Genomic DNA, 24,921 nt, shown 5'->3' with positions numbered 1-24,921 from the left:
GAATTCAGGATTCGCGCGCACAAAAAAAATCCCCGTATCTTTCGATACGAGGATTTTTAATATGGTCGGGGTAGGGGGATTCGAACTCCCGACATCCTGCTCCCAAAGCAGGCGCGCTACCGGACTGCGCTATACCCCGGTAATAAAAAGGCGACCTTTCAGTCGCCTTCTTCGATCAGCGCTTTTGGCCTCTGATCTTAAGATTCGATTCCAGCGTTAACTGGTCTCAAAAATGGTGGGTCGTGTGGGATTCGAACCTACGACCAATTGGTTAAAAGCCAACTGCTCTACCAACTGAGCTAACGACCCAAATATGGTCGGGGTAGGGGGATTCGAACTCCCGACATCCTGCTCCCAAAGCAGGCGCGCTACCGGACTGCGCTATACCCCGGTTTGAAATTGGCTCCGTGACCAGGACTCGAACCTGGGACCCAATGATTAACAGTCATTTGCTCTACCGACTGAGCTATCACGGAACTACATATTTCAAAGTTACTGCTGTGTTGCTTCCTCTTCGACCCTGTCCGTATCGCTACGTTAGCGTCTCTGAGGCGCGCTATTCTACAATCTTAAAAACCCCTGTCAACCCTTTAAATTGCTTTTAAGACAATGATTTGCGCTTCTTTCTGATTTCTTCTTGGGGAGAAGAAACCCGTGGGCTGACGTTGCTGCGGGGCGCACTTTACAAGCCTTTGCCTTACAGTTCAACGCCCTATCGAAAAAAAAGGCCCCGCAATGCGGGGCCTTCTATGGTTGCGCCAAGCGCAGGGCTCAATGGAAGACGATTTCGTCGTCTTTCACCGTCGCCGTGACGCGGGTGCCAGGCATAAAGCTGCCCGACAGAATCAGCTGCGCCAGTGGGTTCTCGATCCAGCGCTGGATCGCACGTTTGAGTGGCCGTGCGCCATACACCGGGTCGTAACCGACCGCGATCAGCTTGTCCAACGCTTCGCCGCTCAGCTCAAGGTCCAGCTCGCGCTCAGCCAGACGGCTACGCAGGCGGCCCAACTGGATCTCGGTGATGCCCGCGATCTGATCCCGCGCCAGAGGCTCGAAGATCACCACTTCATCGACCCGGTTGATGAATTCCGGACGGAAGTGCGTGGTCAACGCGTCCATCACCGCCGCACGCTGAGCTTCACGATCACCCACCAATTCCTGGATCTGTGCCGAGCCCAGGTTGGAAGTCATCACGATCACCGTATTGCGGAAGTCCACCGTACGCCCGTGGCTGTCCGTCAAGCGACCATCCTCCAGCACCTGCAGCAAGATGTTGAACACATCCGGGTGCGCCTTCTCGACCTCATCCAGCAGGATCACCGAGTAAGGCTTGCGCCGCACGGCTTCGGTCAGATAACCGCCCTCTTCATAGCCTACATAGCCTGGCGGTGCACCGATAAGGCGAGCCACCGAGTGTTTCTCCATGAATTCGGACATATCGATCCGCACCATGGCCTCTTCAGTATCAAAGAGGAACTCGGCCAGGGCCTTGCACAACTCGGTCTTACCCACACCGGTTGGGCCGAGGAACATGAACGAGCCGCTTGGACGGTTCGGGTCGGACAAACCTGCCCGGGAACGCCGTACCGCGTTGGACACCGCCACCACTGCCTCTTCCTGGCCGATGACGCGCTGATGCAACAGGCTTTCCATCTTCAGCAACTTGTCGCGCTCGCCTTCGAGCATCTTCGACACAGGAATACCGGTCCACTTGGAGACCACTTCGGCAATTTCTTCCTCGGTCACCTTGCTGCGCAGCAACTGGTTCTCAGGCTTGCCGTGCTGATCGACCATCTGCAGGCTGCGCTCCAGGTCCGGGATCACCCCGTACTGCAACTCGGCCATGCGGTTCAGGTCGCCTTTACGGCGCGCCGCTTCCAGTTCCTGACGGGACTGCTCGATCTTTTGCTGGATCTGCGCCGAACCCTGTACTTCGGCTTTTTCCGAGGTCCAGATTTCTTCGAGGTCCGAATACTCGCGTTCCAGGCGAACAATTTCTTCCTGGAGTTTTTCCAGACGCTTCTTGGCCGCTTCGTCTTCTTCTTTCTTCAACGCCTGGGATTCGACTTTCAGTTGAATCAGGCGCCGATCCAGGCGATCAAGCACTTCCGGCTTGGAATCGATCTCCATACGGATGCGGCTGGCCGCTTCGTCGATCAGGTCGATAGCCTTGTCCGGCAACTGACGATCAGTGATATAGCGATGGCTCAACTTGGCCGCCGCGATGATCGCGCCGTCGGTAATAGCCACCTTATGGTGGACCTCATAGCGCTCTTTCAGGCCACGCAGGATCGCGATGGTGTCTTCTTCGCTGGGTTCTTCCACCAGAACTTTCTGGAAGCGACGCTCAAGGGCTGCGTCCTTTTCGATGTACTGACGGTATTCGTTAAGCGTAGTTGCACCGACGCAGTGCAACTCACCCCGCGCCAAGGCAGGCTTGAGCATATTGCCGGCGTCCATGGAGCCTTCGCCTTTACCGGCACCGACCATGGTGTGCAATTCGTCGATAAACAGAATGATCTGCCCTTCCTGCTTCGACAATTCGTTAAGCAAGGATTTGAGGCGCTCTTCGAACTCACCCCGGAACTTGGCACCGGCAATCAGCGAGCCCATATCCAGAGACAGCAGGCGCTTGCCTTTGAGGCCGTCTGGCACTTCACCATTAATGATGCGCTGGGCCAGGCCCTCGGCAATCGCGGTTTTACCCACGCCAGGTTCACCGATCAACACCGGGTTGTTCTTGGTGCGACGTTGCAACACCTGGATGGTGCGACGAATCTCGTCGTCACGGCCGATCACCGGGTCCAGCTTGCCTTCTTCGGCACGCTTGGTCAGGTCTACGGTGTATTTGTCCAAGGCCTGGCGCGACTCCTCATGGTTAGGGTCGTTCACCGCCTCGCCGCCACGCAGGTTGTTGATGGCGTTTTCCAGGGCTTTCTTGCTCACGCCCTGGCCCAGCAACAATTTGCCGAGCTTGCTGTTGTCGTCCATGGCGGCGAGCAGCACCAGTTCGCTGGAGATGAACTGGTCACCTTTCTGCTGGGCCAGGCGGTCGGCCTGGTTGAGCAGGCGCGCCAGATCCTGGGACATATTCACGTCACCGGTGGGATTCTGGATTTTCGGCAGTTGGTCGAGCTCTTTGCTCAACTCCTTGCGCAGGCTGTTAACGTCAAAGCCCACCTGCATCAGCAAGGGTTTGATAGAACCACCCTGCTGTTCCAGGAGTGCCTGCATCAAGTGCGCAGGTTCAATGGCCGGGTGGTCGAGGCCCACCGCCAAGGATTGAGAGTCGGACAAGGCCAACTGTAATTTGCTGGTTAAACGATCAATACGCATTAGTCACCTTCCTTTTGAGCAGGCCGGAGCTATGAACAAACACATCCTGAATGAAGAAACCTGCCAGATACCCTTATAGATGGGGTGGATTCTGGGCGTTTCAAGCGGCGGACGGTTGATACAGATCAGGACAGTCTAGCGTTCAAGCCAGATAAGGGAGGCGAATCGGCCCGTACGCGGGCTGCGGCGATAAGAAAAGAAACGCGGGTCGGTCACAGTGCACAAACCGCCACCATACACAGCGGAAACACCGCGCACTCCCAGACGCAGACGCGCCAGCTGGTAGATGTCGGCCATGAACTTGCCAGGGTTGTGGCTGGGAACAAAGGCTTCAGCGGTGGCCGGCAGTTGCTGCATGAACACTTCACGCACTTCCGGGCCGACCTCGAAGGCTTGCGGGCCAATGGCAGGGCCGAGCCAGACCAGAACGTCTTCAGGGGCGGTATCCAGGCTTTCGAACGCGGCCTCCAGTACCCCAGCCGCCAAGCCACGCCAACCGGCATGGGCTGCGGCAACCCGGGTGCCCGCCCGATTACAGAACAGCGCAGGCAGGCAATCGGCGGTCATGGATGTGCAGGCGATGCCAGCGGTGCTGGTCCAACTGCCGTCTGCCTCGACAGTACGGCCCGGATCGGCCTCAACCACCTGAGTGCCATGGACTTGACGCAACCAGGCAGGCTGGATATCGAAGGCGTCACTCAGGCGACGACGATTTTCAAGGACGGCCTCAAGGCTGTCCTCGACATGATCGCCCAGGTTGAGGCTGTCGAACGGCGCCAGGCTGACGCCGCCCGCACGGGTGGTGACGCAGGCTTTTACCCGAGCCGGCGCGGGCCAGTCAGGTATCAGCCAGTCATTCATCCGACAAACGCCTCGCGATCCTGCTTGAGCAGCGAAAGCAGCCAGACCAGATCGTCTGGAAGTGGCGATTCCCAGCTCATGCGCTTACCGCTCGTCGGATGATCCAGTTCCAGGAAGCGTGCATGCAGTGCCTGGCGCGGGAACGTCTTGAGCGACTCAACCATGGTCTGGCTGGCCGCCGGCGGAATACGGAAGCGGCCACCGTAGGCTGGGTCGCCGACCAACGGAAAGTTGATGTGCGCCATGTGCACGCGAATCTGGTGGGTACGCCCGGTTTCCAGCTTGACCCGCACATGGGTGTGGGAGCGGAAACGCTCCAGCACACGGTAGTGGCTGACGGCCTGCTTGCCGCCCTCCATCACCGCCATACGCTGGCGCTGCTGGCCGTGACGACCAATGGGCGCGTTGATTTTGCCACCGGCCACAACGACGCCGATCACAATGCACTCATAGATGCGGCTGACGCTACGGCTCTGCAATTGCGTAACCAGTTGCGTCTGCGCCTGAATGGTCTTGGCTACCACCATAAGGCCGGTGGTGTCCTTGTCCAGACGGTGCACGATGCCGCAGCGCGGCACATTGATGATGTCCGGCACGTGGTGCAACAGGGCATTGAGCAAGGTGCCATCAGCGTGCCCGGCGGCCGGGTGAACCACCAGGCCCGCGGGTTTGTTGATGACCAGGATGTCGTCGTCTTCATAGACGATATCCAGCTCGATGTCCTGGGCAACCCATTCTCCCTGGGCTTCCTGCTCGGCAGTCAGCTCAAGAATCGCACCGCCATGGACTATGTCTCGCGGGCGGATAACCGCTCCATCCACAGTCAGGCGGCCGTCTTTGATCCAGGCGGAAAGGCGCGAGCGCGAGTGCTCAGCGAATAATTGTGCGGCGACTTGATCGAGGCGTTGGCCGCCCAATTCGGACGGCACCTCTGCGCGAAGTTCAATTTTATCGGACATGCTCAGACTAGGCGTGGCGTAGCCTTTGGTTTCGGCTGCGCGCTTGTGGTTAAATACGGCGTCTTTTGCCCCGAGGCTTTCAACGGGGCGCTCATCATAACAGGACGGCCCCGCCCAAGACAGCGGCCGTCATAGGGACGCAAGCCGCCATGCAAGTGAAACACCTGCTGCTGATCGCCATCCTCGCCATGACTGCTGCTTGCTCGTCAACAAAGGACGTCGTCGACGAAAACCTGAGCGAAGTCGAGCTGTACCAGCAAGCTCAGACAGACTTGGACAATAATAGCTTCACCAGCGCCACAGCGAAGCTGAAGGCATTGGAGTCGCGTTACCCGTTCGGCCGCTATGCCGACCAGGCCCAGCTTGAGCTGATCTACGCCAACTACAAGAACGCCGAGCCGGAAGCTGCCAAGTCCGCTGCCGAGCGTTTCATCCGCCTGCACCCGCAGCACCCGAACGTGGATTACGCCTACTACATGAAGGGCCTGACCTCGTTCGACCAGGATGTTGGCCTGCTGGCGCGCTTCCTGCCGCTGGACATGACCAAGCGCGACCCGGGTGCTGCCCGCGACTCCTATAACGAGTTCGCCCAGCTGACCAGCCGCTACCCCAACAGCCGCTATGCGCCGGACGCCAAGCAGCGCATGATCTACCTGCGCAACCTGCTGGCTTCGTACGAGATCCACGTGGCCCACTACTACCTGACCCGTCAGGCTTATGTGGCCGCAGCCAACCGTGGCCGCTACGTGGTGGAAAACTTCCAGGAAACCCCGTCCGTGGGTGACGGCCTGGCCGTGATGACCGAGGCTTACCAGCGTCTGCACCTGGACACCCTCGCGACTACCAGCCTGGAAACCCTGAAGCTCAACTACCCTGACCACCCTAGCCTGAAAGACGGCCAGTTCGTGCCTCAGGTTGACGAAGCGGACAACCGTTCGTGGCTGAGCAAGTACACCCTGGGCCTGATCGAGTCCCGTCCACCGCTGCCGCCGGGTGAAACCCGCGCCAACCAGGACGTGATCAAGCAGTACCAGGACGCCAAGGACGCCATTCCTTCGGAGCTCAAGCCGCACGACGAGAACGGCGATGTGATCGAAGAAGAAGAGCCGCAAGCCCTGGGCGACAACCAGGACCGTTCGTGGTTCAGCTACATGACCTTCGGTGTGTTCGACTGATTGTTCGACGCAACGCAAAAGGGAGCTCTGAAGGAGCTCCCTTTTTTATGAGCGAGTATTTATTGCCCTGTGCGCCCGTGACCACCTTGGCTAAACTGGCGCATTCCTTTGCGAGAAACTGCCCATCATGCTTCGTCTACTGTTCTGGATTGCCGTCATTGCTGCCGCGGTATGGTTCTGGCGCAAATTCAAAAACCCTGCCTCCCGTCAGCAACGGCCTGCCGAGCCGGATGCAGCCCTGATGGTGCGTTGCGCTCACTGTGGCGTGCACCTGCCGCAGGATCGCGCACTGAGCTCACCTCAGGAATGGTACTGCACCCAGGCGCACCTGGAACAAGGGCCAAAGTCTATCCAGCGTTGAGGCGACCTGCGGGGGCGTAAGGCGCTGGATCGATGATCGGAGCCCGCGCCAGCAGCAAGTCGGTGAACAACTGGCAAGATGCCGGTGCGAGTACCAGACCATTGCGGTAATGCCCACAATTGAGCCACAGCCCCCTGAAGCCAGGGACCTCACCGATAAACGGTATACCTTCGGGTGAGCCAGGCCGCAAACCGGCCCAATGCCCGACCACTTCGGCGTCCGTCAAGGCGGGAATCAGTTCCTGCGCAGATGCCTTGAGGCTTTCAAGCGCGGTGTCGGTCGGCGTCTTGTCGAATCCCTCATACTCCAACGTGCTGCCGATCAGGATGTGCCCATCCCGCCGCGGGATCGCATAACGCCCCTTGGCCAGGACCATGCTGGATAAAAAATCGGACGCGCATTTGTACAGGATCATCTGGCCTTTAACCGGCTCCACGGGTAGCCCCAAGCCCAGCGTATCCAGCAGTTGCCCGCTCCAGGCGCCGGCCGCGAGCACCACGTGATCCCCCAAAACGTGGCCCGTAGCGGTATTCACACCCACCACCCTGCCGCCGCCGAGTACAAAGCCCGACACATCGCATTGCTCGCGAATCGTCACGTTCGGCAACGCCAGCAGCGCCGCCTTCAATGATTTGACCAGGCGCGGGTTGCGAATATTGGCCACGTTGGCCATGTAGATCGCCTGGGAGTAGCCGCCCCCCAGCACCGGCACCGCGTCATGGGCCGCCGATACATCCACCTTGCTCAACGGTCGCCCTTCACGGGCAGCCCAGGCCAGTGCTTGCGCTTCGTCATCCAGGTCGAGCCAATACAAACCCGTGGTATGTACCTCCGGATCGACGCCGGTAGCAGCAAATAGCCGTTGCGCCAGTTGAGGGTAAAAATCCTGGGACCAATGGGCCAAGGCAGTGACCGCCTGGCTATAGCGCCACGGGTACAACGGCGAGACAATCCCACCGCCCGCCCAGGAAGCCTCTTGCCCAAGCCCACCGCGCTCCAGCAGCGTGACCGCCTGGCCCTCACTGGCGAGGTTGTACGCCGTCAACAGCCCGATTACTCCGCCGCCGACAATCACCACTTGCTGTTGCTTAGCCATCATTTGATCCAGCCGATAAACAGGGAAAGGCGCGCCCGGCGCCCACGCTTCAAGTACGCTCATCCTTGCCCCCAGCAGACCTTGGGCGACATTTCAGGCCCTGCTCCCGGGTTGCCGCGCATACCGGTGCTGGTCAAGCTGAATGCTGCGCACGCGTCGTTCGCCATGACCGAGTCCGCAGCGGGTGTGGCGAGCAGGTCAAAATCCTGAGGGTTGAGGACGGCACTGATTCTATAATGATCATTGCCCGCGCTGACGTCGCCTGCATCAATAAAAGTGCCATTCCTCGTATAAGAACGCTCCAGTTGCTGGGCCTGTTCGCTCAACAACGCGACGATCTGCGCCCGATACGCCTTCTTCACCTGGCTGAGGTACCCGGGATACGCAATCCCGGCCAGCAACGCGATGATCGCCACGACGATCAGTAACTCAATCAGGGTAAAACCCTGGCTCTCCTTGCCCATCCGATTGCTCCTTATTGAAGTTGCCGCCATAAGACCCGTCGAAACCTGACGCGGCCGCCCTCCTCTACACGGGCATAGACCGTCTCCAGCACCGTGCGCGATTGCCCCGCGAGACCGACCGAAGTGACTCGAAAAAGCGTGGCCAGGGAATGGGACGGCAAATGAGCCAGCCCTTCACCCTCGCCGAGGGATTGAATGCCATAAAACCCATTCTTCAAGGCAAGCCAGGTGATCGCCGAGACAGGGTTCGTCCCGGCCGCCGTCAAGGAAAACGCTTCAGCAGGCGGCGCACAACGGGTGATCGAGTGGCAGACAGGCATCGCCTGGCCAACCTTTTGCACGGCCGATTCCCCCAACCTCAGGCCGCTTTCGGCAGATTGAAACGATTGATTGCGATGCCAGAGGCTGCTCGCGACTTTTTGCTGGGAGACCGCAGCCTGTATCGAGGACAGCCCCACCTGCGACAGCACCAACAGGAACACCAGACTGATCAGCAGCACCGTCCCGGCCTGCCGCATTTGGATACCGCCCTGCATGGTCATTGCCCCTACCCCAGCCGATTTCGCAGTGCCGCCACGACACTGTAGGTCTGGTCCTTCACCCGCCCAGAGGGATCTTGAAGGGTCATGAGAATGCGCACGCTGCGTATCAGCGACTCATCGGCCGGATGGCTGTCATAGCGCACCACAACTGTCGATACCGAGGTGGCCGCCATGCCGAAGCTGACGTCGAATGCCCGCACGTTATCCATCAATACTGCCTTGGCCGGTGCTGCCGGGGTACTGATCTTCAACTGACCCGATTCGTAGGTGTAGGTAAGTTGGCGTATGCCAAAGCGAAGTTGGCCGGGTTCGGCTCCGGGTGGTGTGCCTGCATAAGCCCTGGCCGCCTCCTTGCAGTCGGACAACACTGTCCAGTCAGTCTTGCCGACGCCATCGCCGACATTCGCGGTCACCAGCGTCAGTGACTTCGCACTCCCCGCAGCTTCCCAGCTTATCGGCCGATCAAAGGCAGCCGGAGCATTGTCGATAGCGGCCACGGCCAAACACCCCAGCATGCCTGCCTGGCGAATATCCTGGGTGATCTTGCTCAGCACAAACCGCGCATCATCCTGCAGCAGCATGGCGGCCTGCTGGCTGGCATGGGTCAACCGCGAACTGATCAGTATCTGGCTCGCCCCCAGTATCAAGATCAACCCGATGGCAAGCGCCAGCAACACTTCCACCAGACTGAAACCTCGCCCAAGACGCTTCATTGCGACACTCCCTGTTCATTACTGATTCGACTGGTCAGGGTGAAGGTTTCCCGCGCCCCTGGGCGGTTTGCTGCTCGGGCATCCGCCCAACTGATGCTGATGGTGACCTCTTGCCCGTTCACCACCACTGAACCTTTGGCATCCTCGCCGGCAAAACCCGTGATATTGGCCTCGAAATCGTGCAGGTCGAGGTCACGCACGCTGGCGGTGGCAGTGTTGGGCGGCGCCAGCTCCGCCCTGCCCCATGTGTAATCGGCGCCAGCATTGGTGCGAATGCGGTCGAGCATGTCATAGGCAATAAAACTGGCTTGGCTGGTCATCCTGGCGCTGTTGGTGTACTTGAGCGCGTTGAGTTGCAGCACCGCAGCGCCCATCAGGCCGATCGCCAAAATCAACAGCGCTACCAGCACCTCGACCAGCGTCATGCCGGATTGGCGCGAGTGCGCAACGCGCAGGAATCGGTTCTGGCAGGCTGGCATTTCCGTCGTCATCCATGTCGAAGGCCGGTGAAAAAAAGCAGGCAAGACCTGCTGTGCGACCCAAGACTAGCGTCGGTTTTCGAGCGGCGCTGCTCCCGGAACAAAGGGAAATACTTTGGACATAAAGGCCATCATCCAGCGCCAACGACCAAGCGCTATACCTAGAAAACCTACTCGTGCCCAAGGAGGGAACGCACATGAAACAACAAGGTTTCACCCTGATTGAGATGTTGCTGGGGCTGATCGTCACCAGTTTTCTCGCGCAACTGGCCGTACCCGGTTTCAAGGGTTTGCTTGAATCGCAGCAACGACAAAGCGCGGCCCAAGCACTTGCCTCCGGGCTGCGCTACGCACGCACCGAGGCCATCGCGCGTAACCGGGCGGTGGTCATTCATGCAAAGGACGAGGACTGGAGCCTGGGATGGCGCGTGATACTGGATGTGAGTGGGCGCGGCCACCTGGATGACGACAATCCGGTATTGCTGGAGCGCGAGAGCAATGGGCGCGTGCCGGTCGCCGGTAATGGCCCGGTTACGAGCCAGGTGCGCTTCAGCGGCCTGGGGGAGCCAGTGTTCGCCGGCGGGGGATTTCGTGCCGGCACCGTGCATGTGTGTGGCAAGGACCAGGCACAAAGCCTGTATCAGATCGTGCTGGCCCCCAGCGGGCGCGTCAGCCTGCGCAATGACAAGACCGAACAGGCATTATGCCGAGGCTATTCCAGCACCCTGGCCGTCAGAGCAACGAGCGGACCCGCAGTTCCTTGGGCATCGAGAACGTGATGTTTTCTTCACGACCCGCCAGCTCATCGGCGCCGGTAGCACCCCAGGCTTGCAACTGTTGGATCACACCGCGCACCAGCACTTCCGGAGCGGAGGCACCCGCCGTGATGCCGATACGCTCAACGCCATCGAACCAGCTGCGCTGCATGTCTTCGGCACCGTCGATCAAGTACGCCGGCGTGGCCATGCGTTCGGCCAGCTCACGCAAGCGGTTGGAGTTGGAACTGTTAGGGCTGCCGACCACCAGCACAACATCACACTCATTCGCCAGTTGCTTGACCGCATCCTGACGGTTTTGCGTGGCGTAGCAGATGTCATCCTTGCGTGGGCCGCCAATGGCCGGGAAACGCGTGCGCAGGGCATCGATGACGCGGCTGGTATCGTCCATGGACAAGGTGGTCTGGGTAACGAAAGCCAGGCGGTCGGGATTGTGCACCTGCAAGTTGGCGACGTCTTTTTCGTCTTCAACCAAGTAGATGGCGCCGCCGTTGCTGGCGTCGTACTGGCCCATGGTGCCTTCGACTTCCGGGTGACCGGCATGGCCGATCAGGATGCATTCGCGACCGTCGCGGCTATAACGCGCCACTTCGATGTGCACCTTGGTTACCAGCGGGCAAGTGGCATCGAACACTTTTAGGCCACGGCCGGCCGCTTCGGTACGTACGGCCTGGGACACGCCATGGGCACTGAAGATGACGATAACGTCGTCGGGTACCTGGTCGAGTTCTTCGACAAAGATCGCACCGCGTGCGCGCAGGTCTTCGACCACGAACTTGTTATGCACGACTTCGTGGCGCACATAAATCGGCGGCCCGAAGACTTCCAGGGCGCGGTTGACGATTTCGATCGCCCGGTCCACGCCAGCGCAGAAGCCACGGGGGTTGGCGAGTTTGATTTGCATGCTGTGCCTCGTGCCTTGCAGGCCAAGAAATTGGATCAACTCAGCTCTATAGAATAAGCGTCTGTATGAGCGGGCTTGCCCGCGATGCAAACGTCTCGATGTATCAGGTACACCGAGGTGATGCTATCGCAGGCAAGCCAGCTCCCACACAAGCCAGCCCCACAGGAACCGGTTTCGTCAGTTAGAGCGCTTTAACGTCGATGATTTCAACATCAAACGTCAAGGTTTTACCGGCCAACGGATGGTTGAAGTCGATGGTCACTTGCGTGTCATCGAAAGCTTTTACCACGCCGGGCAGTTCAGTATTCGCCGCATCATTGAAGATCACCAGCAAACCTTCCGACAGGTCCATACCCTCGAACTGCGAACGCGGGATGATCTGCACGTTTTGCGGGTTGGGTTGGCCGAAGGCGTTTTCCGGCAGGATCTGCAGGTTGCGCTTGTCGCCCGCCTTGAACCCGAACAATGCCGCTTCAAAACCAGGCAGCAGGTTACCGTCACCAACCTTGAAGGTCGCCGGGGCTTTGTCGAAGGTGCTGTCTACCGTGTCGCCATTCTCCAGGCGCAATGCGAAATGCAAAGTGACTTCCGTGTTCTGGCCGATGCGTTGCTCAGCCAATACCTGATCAGTCATTGACGGTTTCTCCGGTTTTCTTGCTCTTGAACATATCCAGCGCCAGCATGATTGCACCAACGGTGATGGCGCTGTCGGCAAAGTTGAACGCCGGGAAGTAGTGGCGGTTCTGCCAGTGCACTAGGATGAAGTCGATCACATGGCCCAGGGCGATGCGGTCATACAGGTTACCCAGCGCGCCGCCCAACACCAGGGCCAGCGCGATAGCCAGCCAGGTGTCGTCGCGACCCAGGCGCTTTAGCCACACCACCAGCACGGCACTGACCACCACGGCGATCACCGCGAACAGCCAGCGCTGCCAGCCGCCGCCGTCAGCGAGGAAGCTGAAGGCGGCGCCAGTGTTGTAGGCCAGGGTCCAGCTGAAGTAATCCGGAATCACCACGATTTGCTGGAACATTTCCAGGGAGCCCTCGAAGTGAGCCTTGCTGACCTGGTCAATAACCAGCACCAGCAGGCTCAGTACGAGCCAGCCCAGACGTCCGAAACGACTGGCTGCATTAGGCATAGTGGCGAACCTCGCCTTCACCGCTGATATTGTCGACACAACGACCGCAGATTTCCGGGTGCTCAGGGTTCACACCGACATCTTCACGGCAGTGCCAGCAACGGGCGCATTTAGGGAAGGCCGATTTCACCACCTTGAGCTTCAGGCCCGGTACCTCGGTGACCACGGCATCTGCCGGGGCCTGGGCGAAAGGTGCCAGGCTCGCGGTGGAGGTGATCAGCACGAAGCGCAGTTCGTTGCTCAGCTTGGCCAGGTCGGCAGTCAGGCCATCCTCGGCAAACAGGGTGACTTCGGCTTGCAGGTTGCCACCCACGGCCTTGGCCGCACGCTGGACTTCCAGTTCCTTGTTCACCGCAACCTTGACGGCCATGACGCCCGCCCAGTACTCGCGGCCCAGTTCGAAGTCGGCCGGCAGTTCGGTCAAGCCTTCGTACCAGGTGTTGAGCATGACGGACTCGTTACGCTCGCCCGGCAGGTATTCCCACAGCTCGTCGGCGGTGAACGCCAGGATCGGTGCGATCCAGCGCACCAGCGCTTCGCTGATGTGGTACAGCGCGGTCTGCGCCGAACGGCGAGCTTTGCTGTTGGCGCCGGTGGTGTACTGGCGGTCCTTGATGATGTCGAGGTAGAAACCGCCCAGCTCCTGCACGCAGAAGTTGTGGATCTTGGAGTAGACATTCCAGAAGCGGTATTCGCCGTAGTGCTCTTGCAACTCACGCTGCAGCAACAGGGTACGGTCCACGGCCCAACGGTCCAGCGCGAGCATGTCTTCGGCCGGCAGCAGGTCGGTGGCCGGGTTGAAACCGGTCAGGTTCGACAGCATGAAGCGCGCGGTATTGCGGATACGACGATAGGCGTCGGCGCTGCGTTGCAGGATCTGCTCCGAAACAGCCATCTCACCCGAATAGTCAGTCGAGGCCACCCACAGACGCATGATGTCGGCGCCCAGGGTGTCATTGACCTTTTGCGGCGCAATCACGTTGCCCAGGGATTTGGACATTTTGCGGCCGTTCTCGTCGACGGTGAAACCGTGGGTCAGCAGTTCGCGGTACGGTGCGTGGTCGTCGATGGCGCAACCGGTCAGCAGCGACGAGTGGAACCAGCCACGGTGTTGGTCCGAACCTTCAAGGTACAGGTCGGCACGCGGGCCGGTCTCGTGGCCCATCGGGTGCGAGCCACGCAGCACGTGCCAGTGGGTGGTGCCCGAATCGAACCACACGTCGAGGGTGTCGCTGATCTTGTCGTACAGCGGCGCTTCATCGCCCAACAGCTCGGCGGCGTCCAGCTTGAACCAGGCTTCGATACCTTCCTGCTCGACACGCTGGGCCACAAGCTCCATCAGTTCGACGGTGCGAGGGTGCAGCTCGCCGCTTTCCTTGTTCAGGAAGAACGGAATCGGCACGCCCCAGTTACGTTGGCGGGAGATGCACCAGTCCGGACGATTGGCGATCATCGAATGCAGGCGCGCCTGGCCCCAGGCCGGAACGAACGTGGTGTCTTCGATGGCCTTGATCGCGCGGTTACGCAGGGTATCGCCGCTGGTCGGCTCTTTGTCCATACCGATAAACCACTGCGCAGTGGCGCGGTAGATCAGCGGGGTCTTGTGGCGCCAGCAGTGCATGTAGCTGTGCTTGATGGTTTCGGTGTGCAACAGCGCGCCGACTTCCGAGAGCTTGTCGATGATCGGCTGGTTGGCCTTGAAGATGAACTGGCCGCCGAAGAACTCCAGGGACGGCGCGTACACGCCATTGCTTTGCACTGGATTCAGAATGTCGTCGTTGACCATGCCATAGGCTTTGCAGGTCACGAAGTCGTCTACGCCATAGGCGGGCGCAGAGTGAACAATGCCAGTGCCGGCGCCCAGCTCCACGTAGTCCGCCAGGTACACCGGCGACAGACGGTCATAGAACGGGTGACGGAAGTTGATCAGCTCCAGCGCGGAACCCGTGGTGGTAGCGATCACCGAACCTTGCAGCTCGTAACGCGCCAGGCACGACTCGACCATTTCCTCGGCCAGCACCAGCAGGCGATCACCAACGTCCACCAGGGCGTAGGTGAATTCCGGGTGCACGTTCAGCGCCTGGTTGGCCGGGATGGTCCACGGGGTGGTGGTCCAGATCACGATGGCCGCTGGCTTGCTCAGGCTTGCCAGGCCGAAAGCCTCGGCCAGCTTGGCGTCGTCGGCGATCGGGAAGGCTACGTCGATGGTCGAGGACTTCTTGTCTTCGTACTCCACTTCCGCTTCGGCCAGGGCCGAACCGCAGTCGAAGCACCAGTTCACGGGCTTGAGGCCCTTGAACACGAAACCGCCCTTGACGATTTCAGCCAAGGCGCGGATTTCACCGGCCTCGTTCTTGAAGTTCATGGTCTTGTAGGGATTGTCCCACTCGCCCAGTACACCCAGGCGGATGAATTCGGATTTCTGCCCTTCGATCTGCTCGGCGGCGTAGGCACGGCACAGTTCGCGGGTCTTGTCCGCGCCCAGGTTCTTGCCATAAGTCACTTCGACTTTGTGCTCGATCGGCAGGCCGTGGCAGTCCCAACCCGGGACATACGGCGCGTCGAAGCCCGACAGGGTCTTGGAGCGCAGGATCATGTCCTTGAGAATCTTGTTCAGCGCGTGACCGATGTGAATCGTGCCGTTGGCATAAGGAGGGCCGTCGTGCAGGACGAACTTCGGACGATCCTTGCCAATTTCGCGCAACTTTCCGTACAGGCCAATACTGTCCCAGCGCTGCAGGATCTGCGGTTCGCGCTGTGGCAGGCCGGCCTTCATTGGGAAGGCGGTGTCCGGAAGGTTTAGCGTGGCTTTATAGTCGGTCATTTAAGGCTCTTCGGTTAGCGATGGGCGCTAGGTGCGGCTAGTGCACGGGCGGCGGCGACATCCGCATTGATCGCCGTTTTCAACGCCTCCAGGGAGGCGAAACGCTGCTCTTCACGCAGCTTCTGGTGGAAAACCACCGTCAAACGCCGGTCGTATAAATCACCGGCAAAATCCAAAAGGTGAACTTCCAGGTGGGCCTTGCCATCACCTGCAACCGTGGGTCTGACGCCTATATTGGCGACTCCCGGCCACGATTGGCCATCGATGTCGACACTTACCAGGTAAACCCCGGTCAGCGGCACACGACGGCGCTTGAGTTGCACGTTGGCGGTTGGCGTGCCCAATTGGCGCGCCAGCTTCTGGCCGTGCAATACCCGTCCGGCAATGCGGAACGGGCGGCCGAGCAAACGCTCGGCCAGGTCGAAGTCGGCGGCGGCCAGGGCGTTACGCACCTGGGTGCTGCTCACGCGCAGGCCGTCCAGTTCGACGGTTTGCGCGGCCTCGACAGTGAAACCCTGATTCACACCGGCATGTTGCAGGAAATCGAAATCCCCGACCCGGTCACAACCGAAATGGAAGTCGTCGCCGACCTCCAGGTGCTGCACACCCAAGCCGTCCACCAGGATGCGGTCGACGAACTCGGCGGCGCTGAGGCTGCGCAAACGCTGGTTGAATGCCAGGCAGAGGACACGGTCCACGCCCTCCTCCGCCAACAGCTGCAACTTGTCCCGCAAGCGCGCCAAGCGTGCCGGCGCCGTTTCCGGGGTAAAGAACTCCCGCGGTTGTGGCTCAAAAATCACCACGCAGCTGGGCACGCCCAACTCGACCGCACGCTCGCGCAGCCGAGCCAGGATAGCCTGGTGGCCACGGTGAACACCGTCAAAGTTGCCAATAGTGGCGACGCAGCCCCGATGCTCGGGGCGCAGGTTGTGGAGACCTCGAACCAGCTGCATAACGCGCTTCTTGCTCATAAAGTGGTCGATTATAACCACACCCAGCCCCGGACGACAGGCAACAGCGCAGGCCAAATGGGTCGAATCGATAAAACAACTGTTTTATCGCGGCAAACTCGCTATCCCAGCGACTTGCGATTGAAATCGCGCAGGCGGAAGCCCTGCAACAGCAACATCCCGAAGTACACCACCACGCCCGCCACTACCAACGCGCCCAGGCGCATGAAGCGCTCCAGCATATCGCCATCACCCCAGGCCGGCATCACCTGCATCAGCCCCACCAGCACCGCGGACATTGCGGCCACCGCCACAAGCAACTTGAGCGTGAACATTCCCCAACCCGGCTGCGGCTGGTACATCTGCTGCTTGCGCAGCTGATAAAACAACAGGCCGGCATTGATACAGGCACCGGCACTGATCGCCAGCGCCAGCCCGGCATGGGCCAACGGACCGATAAACAGCAGGTTGAGCAACTGTGTGACGATCAGCGTGAAAATCGCGATCTTCACCGGCGTGCGGATGTTTTGCTGTGCGTAGAAGCCCGGCGCCAGCACCTTGATCACGATAATACCGAGCAGGCCGACAGAGTAGGCAACCAGCGCGTGCTGAGTCATCAAGGCGTCATGTGCATCGAATTGCCCGTATTGAAACAGCGAGACCGTCAGCGGTTCGGCGAGGATTCCCAAGGCCAGCGCGCATGGCAACACCAATAGAAAGCACAGACGCAGGCCCCAATCGAGAATGCGCGAATACTCCTGACGATCCTTGCTGGCGTATGTACGCGCCAGGGTCGGCAGCAGGATCGTGCCCAACGCCACGCCCAGCACACCGGATGGCAATTCCATCAGGCGGTCGGCGTAGTACATCCACGACACCGAGCCGGACACCAGCAACGAGGCGAACGCGGTGTTGATGATCAGGGAAATCTGACTGACCGACACCCCGAGGATCGCCGGCAGCATGTTGCGCATCACGCGCCAGACGCCGGAATCCTTGAGGTTCAAGCGCGGCAGTACAAGCATGCCGATTTTCTTCAGGTGTGGCAGTTGGTACAGCAACTGTGCCAGCCCGCCGGCCAGGACCGCCCAGCCCAGGGCCATGACGGGTGGATCGAAATACGGGGTAAGGAACAGCGCAAAAATAATCATGCTGACGTTCAGCAAGGTCGGCACAAAGGCCGGTACCGAGAAACGATTCCAGGTATTGAGGATCGCCCCGGCGAGCGAAGACAGGGAAATCAGCAATATATAAGGAAAGGTCACCCGCAGCAGATCAGTGGTCAGCGCGAACTTTTCCGGCGTGTTGGCAAAACCGGGCGCCGTGGCCCAGATCACCCAGGGCGCGGCGAGCATCCCGACGATGGTTACCAGCATCAGCACCAGCGTCAGCAAACCCGAGACGTAGGCGATGAACGTACGAGTCGCCTCCTCGCCATGCTGGGTCTTGTATTCGGCCAGAATCGGCACGAACGCCTGGGAAAACGCGCCTTCGGCAAAGATCCGCCGCAACAGGTTGGGCAGTTTAAAGGCAATAAAGAAGGCATCGGTGGCCATGCTGGCGCCAAAGATGCGGGCCAGCAGGGTGTCGCGCACGAACCCCAATACCCGGGAAATCATCGTGATAGAGCTGACGGCAGCCAACGATTTGAGCAGATTCATTGAAAGAGTTTGCGCCTATAGATAAAGAGCAGGCGAACTACGCGCCCACTTATGCGATACTGCGCGCCTGCAACAGCACAGAGCCAAAGCTCGCGAGTTTACAGGTCAAGCGCCGGAAATAAATCACCCGCCTCTTCAGATCGACCACTCAGCAGTTCGCATCAGCCGCCCTTGACAACCCGTCAAGTCATCGGCATGATTCGCGGCCTATTTTGTTTGCTATTCCCTAAAAAGTCTTTCGAGGAGCTCGACGGTGGCCAACACACCTTCCGCCAAAAAACGTGCAAAACAGGCTGAGAAGCGTCGCAGCCACAACGCCAGCCTGCGTTCCATGGTTCGCACCTACATCAAGAATGTAGTCAAAGCCATCGACACCAAAGACGCTGAAAAAGCTCAAGCAGCTTACGTTCTGGCTGTGCCTGTTATCGACCGTATGGCCGATAAAGGCATCATCCACAAGAACAAGGCCGCTCGCCATAAGAGCCGCCTGAATGGCCACATCAAGGCTCTGAGCGTTCCTGCTGCAGCCTAAGTGGTAACAACTGCAACGCAGCCCAGGCTGTGTAACAGTTAAGAAATGCCCCGTACCGAAAGGTCCGGGGCATTTTTGTTTGCCCCTGAAAACTGTAGGAGCGAGCTTGCTCGCGAAGATCGTTAACGATGACGCGGGAAGCCTGGCGCCCGGCGGGGCTCTCAGGTTTTTCGCGAGCAAGCTCGCTCCTACAGAAAGTTGACCGGGAATATTCTCAAGGCAAAAAAAACGCCCCGAACCAGTCGGGGCGTTTTTGCTACCACCTGATCAAAACATCAATCAATGGTGATGACCGCCTTCACCGTGGACGTGGCCGTGAGCCACTTCTTCCTGGGAAGCGTCGCGGATGGCCACGATCTTCACTTGGAAGTTCAGGCGCTGGCCAGCCAGAGGGTGGTTGCCGTCAACGGTAACGTCGTCGCCGTCCAGGTCGCGGATGGTGACGATCTGCATTTGGCCGTCCGGCGCGGAAGCGTGGAACTGCATGCCCACTTCCAGCTCATCGACACCTTCGAACATGCTGCGGCTCAAGGTGCTGACCAGTTCGGCGGAGTATTCGCCGTAGGCATCTTCAGGTTCTACGGCGACAGTCAGTTCGTCACCGACGTTCTTGCCTTCCAGAGCCTTTTCCAGGCCCGGGATGATGTTACCTGCGCCTTGCAGGTAAACCAGCGGCGCGCCGCCGGCGGAGCTGTCGATGACCTCACCAGCGTCGTTGGTCAGGGTATAGTCGATGGAGACAGCCTTGTTAGCGGCGATCGTCATGGGGCGAGACCTTTTGCATAAGAATGAAGAACGGACAAGTCTAAACAAGGATTTGCCCGAAAGCGAACGGAACCCGGACGGACGGGGCCGATCAACGGTCACGATCACAGGTTTTCATCAGGACGACGATGGGCACTGGGTGGCCGAGCTGTCTTGCGGCCACACCCAGCACCTGCGCCACCAGCCGCCCTGGCAGTCACGCGCCTGGGTGCTCGACCCCGCGCAACGCCTTGAAAAAATAGGCCAGGCCTTTGCGTGCGGCTGGTGTGCGCAAGGGCACGAATAACGATAACCTTGGCGCCTGATTCGCGGTAGGCACTCACCCATAGAGCGCCACCCAAGCCATGCACCTCCAGAGAATTCGCATGCAGACTTTTTTTATCGCGCCCACCGATTTTGGTGTGGGTCTGACCTCCATCAGCCTTGGGCTGGTGCGCACACTGGAACGGGCCGGCCTGAAAGTCGGCTTTTTCAAACCCATTGCCCAGCCACACCCTGGCGATACCGGGCCGGAACGCTCTACCGAGCTGGTGGCGCGCACCCACGGCCTGAAACCGCCGCAGCCCCTGGGCCTGGCTCACGTAGAGCGCATGCTCGGCGACGGCCAGCTCGATGAGTTGCTCGAAGAGATCATCACCCTTTACCAACAGGCAGCCGTAGGCAAAGACGTGCTGATCGTCGAAGGGATGGTGCCGACCCGCAGCGCCAGCTACGCGGCACGGGTCAACCTGCACCTGGCCAAGAGCCTGGACGCGGAAGTGATCCTGGTCTCGGCGCCGGAAAATGAAGTGCTCACCGAGCTTTCCGGCCGTGTGGAATTGCAGGCCCAACTGTTTGGCGGCCCCAAAGACCCGAAAGTGCTGGGCGTAATTCTCAACAAGGTACGCACCGACGAAAGCATGGAAGCCTTCTCGGCGCGCCTCAAAGAGCATTCGCCGCTGTTGCGCAGCGGTGATTTCCGGCTGCTCGGCTGCATCCCCTACCAACCCGAGCTGAATGCCCCGCGCACCCGCGACGTGGCCGACCTGATGGGCGCGCAGATCCTCAACGCCGGCGACTACGAAAGCCGGCGCATGACCAAGATCATCATTTGCGCGCGCACCATGCGTAACACTGTCGAGCTGCTCAAACCCGGTGTGTTGGTGGTAACCCCGGGAGATCGCGATGACATCATCCTCGCCGTCAGCCTGGCCGCCATCAATGGCGTGCCGCTGGCCGGGCTGCTGCTGACCAGCGACACCCTGCCCGACCCACGCATCATGGATCTGTGCCGAGGCGCCTTCCAGGCCGGGTTGCCGGTGTTGTCGGTGAGCACCGGCTCCTATGACACCGCCAACCAGCTCAATAGCCTCAACAAGGAAATCCCTATCGATGACCGCGAGCGTGCGGAAATCATCACCGACTTCGTCGCCAGCCACCTCGATGCGCGCTGGCTGCACCAGCGCTGCGGCACGCCAAGGGAGATGCGCCTGTCGCCGGCAGTGTTCCGTTACCAGTTGATCCAACGCGCCCAGGCCGCCAACAAACGCATCGTGTTGCCCGAAGGTAGCGAGCCGCTGACCGTACAGGCCGCCGCGATCTGCCAGGCCCGCGGCATTGCCCGTTGCGTGCTGTTGGCCAAGCCTGCGGATGTGGAGGCAGTCGCCCGCGCCCAGGGTATCGACCTGCCCGAAGGCCTGGAGATTCTCGACCCCGACCTGATTCGCCAACGCTACGTGGAGCCAATGGTCGCCTTGCGCAAGAGCAAAAGCCTCAACGCGCCCATGGCCGAGCAGCAACTGGAAGACACCGTGGTGATCGCCACCATGATGCTCGCCCTCGACGAAGTGGATGGCCTGGTCTCCGGCGTGATTCACTCCACCGCCAACACCATTCGCCCGGCGCTGCAGCTGATCAAGACCGCGCCGGGCTGCACCCTGGTGTCGTCGGTGTTCTTCATGCTGTTCCCCGAGCAGGTGCTGGTGTACGGCGACTGCGTGATGAACCCGCACCCAAGCGCTGCGGAACTGGCGGAAATCGCCCTGCAAAGCGCCGACTCGGCGGCGGCGTTCGGCATCACGCCACGGGTGGCGATGATCAGCTACTCCAGCGGTGACTCGGCCAGCGGCGAGGAGGTGGAAAAAGTCCGCGAAGCCACCCTGCTCGCCCACGAACAACAAAGTTCGTTGCTGATCGACGGCCCGTTGCAATACGACGCCGCCGCCAACGAAAACGTCGCCCGACAACTGGCGCCCAACAGCCAGGTGGCGGGCAAGGCCACCGTCTTTGTGTTCCCGGACCTGAACACCGGCAACACCACCCACAAAGCCGTACAACGCAGCGCCGATTGCGTGAGCCTGGGGCCGATGCTTCAGGGCCTGCGCAAACCGGTCAATGACCTGCCACGTGGCGCCCAGGTGGACGACATCGTGTACACCATCGCCCTGACGGCGATCCAAGCCGCCAACCGACCCATGGATATCTAAATGCTGGATTTTCTACCTGCCGCCGTCCGCGGGGTGATCGCTTCGCTGTTGCTGGCGCTGAACACGATCCTGCTGTGTTCGTTCCTGTTTATCGTGGCGCTGTTCAAGGCGCTGCCGTTCGCCAAGCGCCTGAGCGAATGGCTGATGAACCACACCCACGAAGCCTGGGTTACCAACAACAAGGGCTGGATGAACCTGGTGCGCCGTACGCGCTGGCACCTGACTGGCCTTGAGGGCCTGGACTACCAGCACTCGTACCTGGTGACCAGCAACCATCAGAGCTGGGTCGACATCATGGTGTTGCAGTACGTGCTCAATCGGCGCATTCGCCCCCTGAAGTTCTTCCTCAAGCAAGAGCTGATCTGGGTCCCGGTGATTGGCCTGGCGTGGTGGGCACTGGGCTTTCCCTTCATGAAGCGCTACAGCAAGGCATATTTGGAGAAGCACCCGGAGAAGAAAGGCAAAGACCTGGAAACCACGCGCAAGACCTGTGCGAAGTTTCGCGACAACCCCGTGGGGATTTTCAACTTTGCTGAAGGCACACGCTTTACGCCGAGCAAGCATGCGCAGCAGCAGTCACCGTTTCGCTACCTGCTTAAACCCAAGGCGGGCGGCATTGCGTTTGTGCTGGATGCCATGGGCGAGCAGCTCAAATCACTGGTCAATGTGACCATCCACTACCCCGGCGGGCGCCCAGGTTATTGGGACTTGCTGTGCGGCAACGTGAAGGACGTGGTGGTGCACTTTGAAGAGGTGCAGATCCCGGCCGAGTTCATCGGCAAGAATTATGAGCAGGATGGGGAATATCGGTTAGCGTTCCAGGGCTGGATCAACCAGTTGTGGCAAGACAAGGATGCATTGCTGGAGCAGCTTCACAAAGACTTTCCGGCCAGCCGCTGATCACATGTGGAAGCAAGCCAGCTCCCACATTGACCGAGTCCACATTTGAGAATATGTAAAAAGCCCGCCACCGATCACTCGGTGGCGGGCTTTTTTGTGCGGCTATAAAGCTTAGATCGCGCCGCGCTGACGCAACAGTTCCAGCACTTGCTTGACGCTGTCTTCCAGCGACAACGCCTGGGTGTCGATCACAAGGTCGGCATTCAGCGGCACGTCATACGGGAAGGATTCGCCAGGGATGTTATCCCCACCGGCCGCGTACAAACCTTGCGGGTCACGCTCGGCGCACACCAACGGCGATGCCTGCACGTAGACGGTCAGCAGTCGGTCCGCACCAATCAGCGCCTTGGCCTGTTCACGGCCTTCGGCATCCGGCGCAACGAAAGCCGCCAGGGTCAGCAGGCCGGCTTCGTTGAACTGACGCGCCACATGAGCCGCACGACGCCAGTTCTCGGTACGCCCGGCACGGTCTTGCGGCAACCCTTTGTTCAGATCGTGACGCAGGTTCTGGCCGTCCAGCACGAACACCGCCCGGCCCATGTCGAACAGCTTGCGCTCGACCGCATAGGCCAGAGTGCTCTTGCCAGCGCCCGACAAGCCGCTGAACAACACCGTGGCCGGCTGCTGGCCGAAACGCAGGGCGCGCTCTTCGGTGGCCACATGCGCCAGGCTGCCGTGCTGCGCAGCGCCGCCATGACCCACCGGTGGCGCGATGATCATGCCCGCGGCCACCGTGCCGTTGGTCAAGCGGTCGATCACGATGAACGCGCCAGTGGTGCGGTTGCTGTCGTAACCGTCCAGGGCGATGGCGGCGTCCAGGCTGACCTTGACCCGGCCAATCTCGTTGAGCTGCAGCGAACTCGCCGGGCCTTCGGCCAGGGTGTTTACGTCCACGCGGTGCACGATGCTGGTGATGGAACCCGGCACGTAGCTGGTGGCGCGCTTGATGTCGTATTTCTTGCCCGGCAGCATCGGTTCTTCGCCCATCCACACCAGCATGGCGTCGAAGGCGTCGGTCACTTGCGGCACGTTGTCAGCATGCACCAACAGGTCGCCACGGGAGATGTCGATCTCGTCTTCCATGGTCAAGGTCACGGCCTGGCCTGGGCCTGCGTGTTCCAGCTCACCTTCAAAGGTGACGATGGATTTGACGCGGCTGCTCTTGCCCGACGGCAATACCACCACTTCGTCGCCCTTGTGCACGATGCCACTCGCCAGGGTGCCGGCAAACCCACGGAAGTTCAGGTTCGGGCGGTTGACGTACTGCACCGGGAAACGCAGGTCGGTGTAGTTGCGATCATTGGCGATCTCGACAGTCTCTAAGATCTCCATCAGCGACTGCCCGGTGTACCAGGGCGAACGCTCGCTCTTGTTCACCACGTTGTCGCCCTTGAGCGCCGACATCGGCACAAAGGCCAGGGTGCTTGGCTTGAATGCGATACCTTCGGCGAACTTCAGGTAATCGGCTTTGATCGACTCGAATACGCTTTGGTCAAAGCCGTTGATGTCCATCTTGTTGATGGCCACCACGATGTGTTTGATACCCAGCAACGAAGCGATATAGCTGTGGCGACGGGTCTGGGTCTGCACGCCGTAGCGAGCGTCAATCAAGATGATCGCCAGATCACAGGTGGACGCACCAGTGGCCATGTTGCGGGTGTACTGCTCATGCCCGGGGGTGTCGGCGATGATGAATTTGCGCTTGGCGGTGGAGAAATAGCGATAGGCAACATCAATAGTGATGCCCTGCTCACGCTCGGCCTGCAGGCCATCGACCAGCAATGCCAGGTCGATATCATCACCGGTGGTGCCGGACTTTTTCGAGTCGCGGGTAATGGCTTCCAGGTGATCCTCGTAGATCATCTTGGAGTCGTGCAGCAGGCGCCCGATCAGGGTGCTCTTGCCGTCGTCGACGTTGCCGCAGGTCAGGAAGCGCAACATTTCTTTGCGCTCGTGCTGGCCCAGGTAGGCGAGGATGTCCTCGCTGATCAAATCAGATTGATGCGACATGACAGCCCC

23 protein-coding genes, 4 tRNA genes and 1 pseudogene are annotated in these 24,921 nt (G+C 60.0%); 8 read left to right on the top strand and 20 right to left on the bottom strand.

Features of this window, described 5'->3' with window-relative positions:
- Positions 1-62: 62 nt before the first annotated feature.
- From BT204_RS12585 to rluD, 7 genes are all read right to left on the bottom strand, one after another.
- A tRNA-Pro gene (locus BT204_RS12585) sits at positions 63-139 on the bottom strand.
- Between the two features lie 94 nt (positions 140-233).
- Positions 234-309 (bottom strand) — tRNA-Lys (locus BT204_RS12580).
- Positions 310-314: 5 nt separating this feature from the next.
- Positions 315-391 (bottom strand) — tRNA-Pro (locus BT204_RS12575).
- 9 nt (positions 392-400) lie between these two features.
- A tRNA-Asn gene (locus BT204_RS12570) sits at positions 401-476 on the bottom strand.
- A 295-nt stretch (positions 477-771) separates the two neighbouring features.
- Positions 772-3,336, bottom strand: a complete 2,565-nt coding sequence (gene clpB, locus BT204_RS12565; RefSeq protein ID WP_003188426.1) for an ATP-dependent chaperone ClpB — start codon at positions 3,334-3,336, stop codon at positions 772-774.
- Between the two features lie 135 nt (positions 3,337-3,471).
- Positions 3,472-4,197, bottom strand: coding sequence for a peptidoglycan editing factor PgeF (pgeF, locus tag BT204_RS12560; protein WP_072447010.1), 726 nt, complete (start codon positions 4,195-4,197; stop codon positions 3,472-3,474).
- Positions 4,194-5,156 carry a 23S rRNA pseudouridine(1911/1915/1917) synthase RluD gene (gene rluD / locus BT204_RS12555; protein WP_003188422.1) on the bottom strand — a complete coding sequence of 321 codons (963 nt, stop codon included), beginning with the start codon at positions 5,154-5,156 and terminating at the stop codon, positions 4,194-4,196. The genes pgeF and rluD overlap by 4 nt, the downstream gene beginning before the upstream one ends.
- A gap of 149 nt (positions 5,157-5,305) precedes the next feature.
- Between rluD and BT204_RS12550 the strand changes: the two genes are divergently transcribed.
- Positions 5,306-6,331 (top strand): outer membrane protein assembly factor BamD, encoded by a 1,026-nt coding sequence (locus BT204_RS12550; RefSeq protein ID WP_034128050.1) that lies wholly within the window; start codon positions 5,306-5,308, stop codon positions 6,329-6,331.
- A 127-nt stretch (positions 6,332-6,458) separates the two neighbouring features.
- Positions 6,459-6,692: a PP0621 family protein gene (locus tag BT204_RS12545; protein WP_054896887.1), complete on the top strand. Its 234-nt coding sequence runs from the start codon at positions 6,459-6,461 to the stop codon at positions 6,690-6,692.
- Here the strand turns inward: BT204_RS12545 and thiO are convergent.
- From thiO to pilV, 5 genes are read right to left on the bottom strand one after another with little or no spacing between them, the layout of a single operon-like run.
- Complete coding sequence (thiO, locus tag BT204_RS12540; protein WP_054896886.1) at positions 6,679-7,788, bottom strand: glycine oxidase ThiO; 1,110 nt, start codon at positions 7,786-7,788, stop codon at positions 6,679-6,681. The two genes, BT204_RS12545 and thiO, sit on opposite strands and share 14 nt — an antisense overlap.
- A 59-nt stretch (positions 7,789-7,847) precedes the next feature.
- Positions 7,848-8,252 (bottom strand): type IV pilin protein, encoded by a 405-nt coding sequence (locus BT204_RS12535; protein WP_054896885.1) that lies wholly within the window; start codon positions 8,250-8,252, stop codon positions 7,848-7,850.
- Positions 8,253-8,263: 11 nt separating this feature from the next.
- Positions 8,264-8,794: a pilus assembly PilX family protein gene (locus BT204_RS12530; RefSeq protein WP_034128054.1), complete on the bottom strand. Its 531-nt coding sequence runs from the start codon at positions 8,792-8,794 to the stop codon at positions 8,264-8,266.
- A 5-nt stretch (positions 8,795-8,799) separates the two neighbouring features.
- The gene (locus tag BT204_RS12525; RefSeq protein WP_072447008.1) at positions 8,800-9,507 is read right to left on the bottom strand and encodes a PilW family protein; all 708 of its coding nucleotides are present in this window, start codon (positions 9,505-9,507) and stop codon (positions 8,800-8,802) included.
- Entirely contained in the window at positions 9,504-9,986 is a 483-nt protein-coding gene (gene pilV, locus BT204_RS12520; RefSeq protein WP_034128056.1) for a type IV pilus modification protein PilV, read from the bottom strand. The genes BT204_RS12525 and pilV overlap by 4 nt, the downstream gene beginning before the upstream one ends.
- A gap of 197 nt (positions 9,987-10,183) precedes the next feature.
- On the opposite strand from pilV, the gene BT204_RS12515 reads away from it, so the two are divergent.
- Positions 10,184-10,765 carry a GspH/FimT family pseudopilin gene (locus BT204_RS12515; protein WP_054896883.1) on the top strand — a complete coding sequence of 194 codons (582 nt, stop codon included), beginning with the start codon at positions 10,184-10,186 and terminating at the stop codon, positions 10,763-10,765.
- On the opposite strand, the gene ispH is transcribed toward BT204_RS12515, so the two are convergent.
- The 6 genes from ispH to murJ form a co-directional block, all read right to left on the bottom strand.
- A complete protein-coding gene (ispH, locus tag BT204_RS12510) occupies positions 10,719-11,666 on the bottom strand; it encodes a 4-hydroxy-3-methylbut-2-enyl diphosphate reductase (RefSeq protein WP_032893637.1) in 948 nt (315 codons plus the stop codon). The two genes, BT204_RS12515 and ispH, sit on opposite strands and share 47 nt — an antisense overlap.
- Before the next feature lie 181 nt (positions 11,667-11,847).
- Positions 11,848-12,285: an FKBP-type peptidyl-prolyl cis-trans isomerase gene (locus tag BT204_RS12505; protein ID WP_169918885.1), complete on the bottom strand. Its 438-nt coding sequence runs from the start codon at positions 12,283-12,285 to the stop codon at positions 11,848-11,850.
- 7 nt (positions 12,286-12,292) lie between these two features.
- The gene (gene lspA, locus BT204_RS12500) at positions 12,293-12,805 is read right to left on the bottom strand and encodes a signal peptidase II (protein ID WP_003188406.1); all 513 of its coding nucleotides are present in this window, start codon (positions 12,803-12,805) and stop codon (positions 12,293-12,295) included.
- Positions 12,798-15,629 carry an isoleucine--tRNA ligase gene (ileS, locus tag BT204_RS12495; protein WP_054896881.1) on the bottom strand — a complete coding sequence of 944 codons (2,832 nt, stop codon included), beginning with the start codon at positions 15,627-15,629 and terminating at the stop codon, positions 12,798-12,800. The genes lspA and ileS overlap by 8 nt, the downstream gene beginning before the upstream one ends.
- A gap of 14 nt (positions 15,630-15,643) precedes the next feature.
- Positions 15,644-16,582, bottom strand: coding sequence for a bifunctional riboflavin kinase/FAD synthetase (ribF, locus tag BT204_RS12490; RefSeq protein ID WP_003188404.1), 939 nt, complete (start codon positions 16,580-16,582; stop codon positions 15,644-15,646).
- A 119-nt stretch (positions 16,583-16,701) separates the two neighbouring features.
- A complete protein-coding gene (murJ, locus tag BT204_RS12485; protein ID WP_072447006.1) occupies positions 16,702-18,240 on the bottom strand; it encodes a murein biosynthesis integral membrane protein MurJ in 1,539 nt (512 codons plus the stop codon).
- Positions 18,241-18,493: 253 nt separating this feature from the next.
- Here murJ and rpsT point away from each other — a divergent pair, with 253 nt between their 5' ends.
- Together rpsT and BT204_RS28135 are read left to right on the top strand one after the other, a co-directional pair.
- Positions 18,494-18,772, top strand: coding sequence for a 30S ribosomal protein S20 (gene rpsT, locus BT204_RS12475; RefSeq protein ID WP_003188401.1), 279 nt, complete (start codon positions 18,494-18,496; stop codon positions 18,770-18,772).
- 79 nt (positions 18,773-18,851) lie between these two features.
- Positions 18,852-18,965, top strand: a pseudogene (locus BT204_RS28135) (outer membrane lipoprotein carrier protein LolA); the annotation flags it as partial.
- An 86-nt stretch (positions 18,966-19,051) separates the two neighbouring features.
- Here the strand turns inward: BT204_RS28135 and BT204_RS12470 are convergent.
- Positions 19,052-19,537 (bottom strand): FKBP-type peptidyl-prolyl cis-trans isomerase, encoded by a 486-nt coding sequence (locus BT204_RS12470; RefSeq protein ID WP_003188398.1) that lies wholly within the window; start codon positions 19,535-19,537, stop codon positions 19,052-19,054.
- On the opposite strand from BT204_RS12470, the gene BT204_RS12465 reads away from it, so the two are divergent.
- From BT204_RS12465 to BT204_RS12455, 3 genes are all read left to right on the top strand, one after another.
- Complete coding sequence (locus BT204_RS12465) at positions 19,536-19,823, top strand: DUF3565 domain-containing protein (RefSeq protein ID WP_102666761.1); 288 nt, start codon at positions 19,536-19,538, stop codon at positions 19,821-19,823. The two genes, BT204_RS12470 and BT204_RS12465, sit on opposite strands and share 2 nt — an antisense overlap.
- Before the next feature lie 79 nt (positions 19,824-19,902).
- Positions 19,903-22,002, top strand: a complete 2,100-nt coding sequence (pta, locus tag BT204_RS12460; protein WP_003188396.1) for a phosphate acetyltransferase — start codon at positions 19,903-19,905, stop codon at positions 22,000-22,002.
- On the top strand, positions 22,003-22,902 hold the full coding sequence (locus BT204_RS12455; protein ID WP_072447004.1) for an acyltransferase: 900 nt from the start codon (positions 22,003-22,005) through the stop codon (positions 22,900-22,902). It begins immediately after the preceding gene.
- Positions 22,903-23,013: 111 nt separating this feature from the next.
- Here the strand turns inward: BT204_RS12455 and cysN are convergent, their stop codons facing one another.
- Positions 23,014-24,912: a sulfate adenylyltransferase subunit CysN gene (cysN, locus tag BT204_RS12450; protein ID WP_054896880.1), complete on the bottom strand. Its 1,899-nt coding sequence runs from the start codon at positions 24,910-24,912 to the stop codon at positions 23,014-23,016.
- Between the last annotated feature and the right edge of the window lie 9 nt (positions 24,913-24,921).

This window comes from Pseudomonas sp. NFPP02 (genome assembly GCF_900119355.1).
In the GTDB taxonomy this organism is placed as follows: domain Bacteria; phylum Pseudomonadota; class Gammaproteobacteria; order Pseudomonadales; family Pseudomonadaceae; genus Aquipseudomonas; species Aquipseudomonas paracarnis.
Note: the sequence above shows the minus strand (reverse complement) of the source record. Positions and strands in the feature narration are given on the sequence as shown.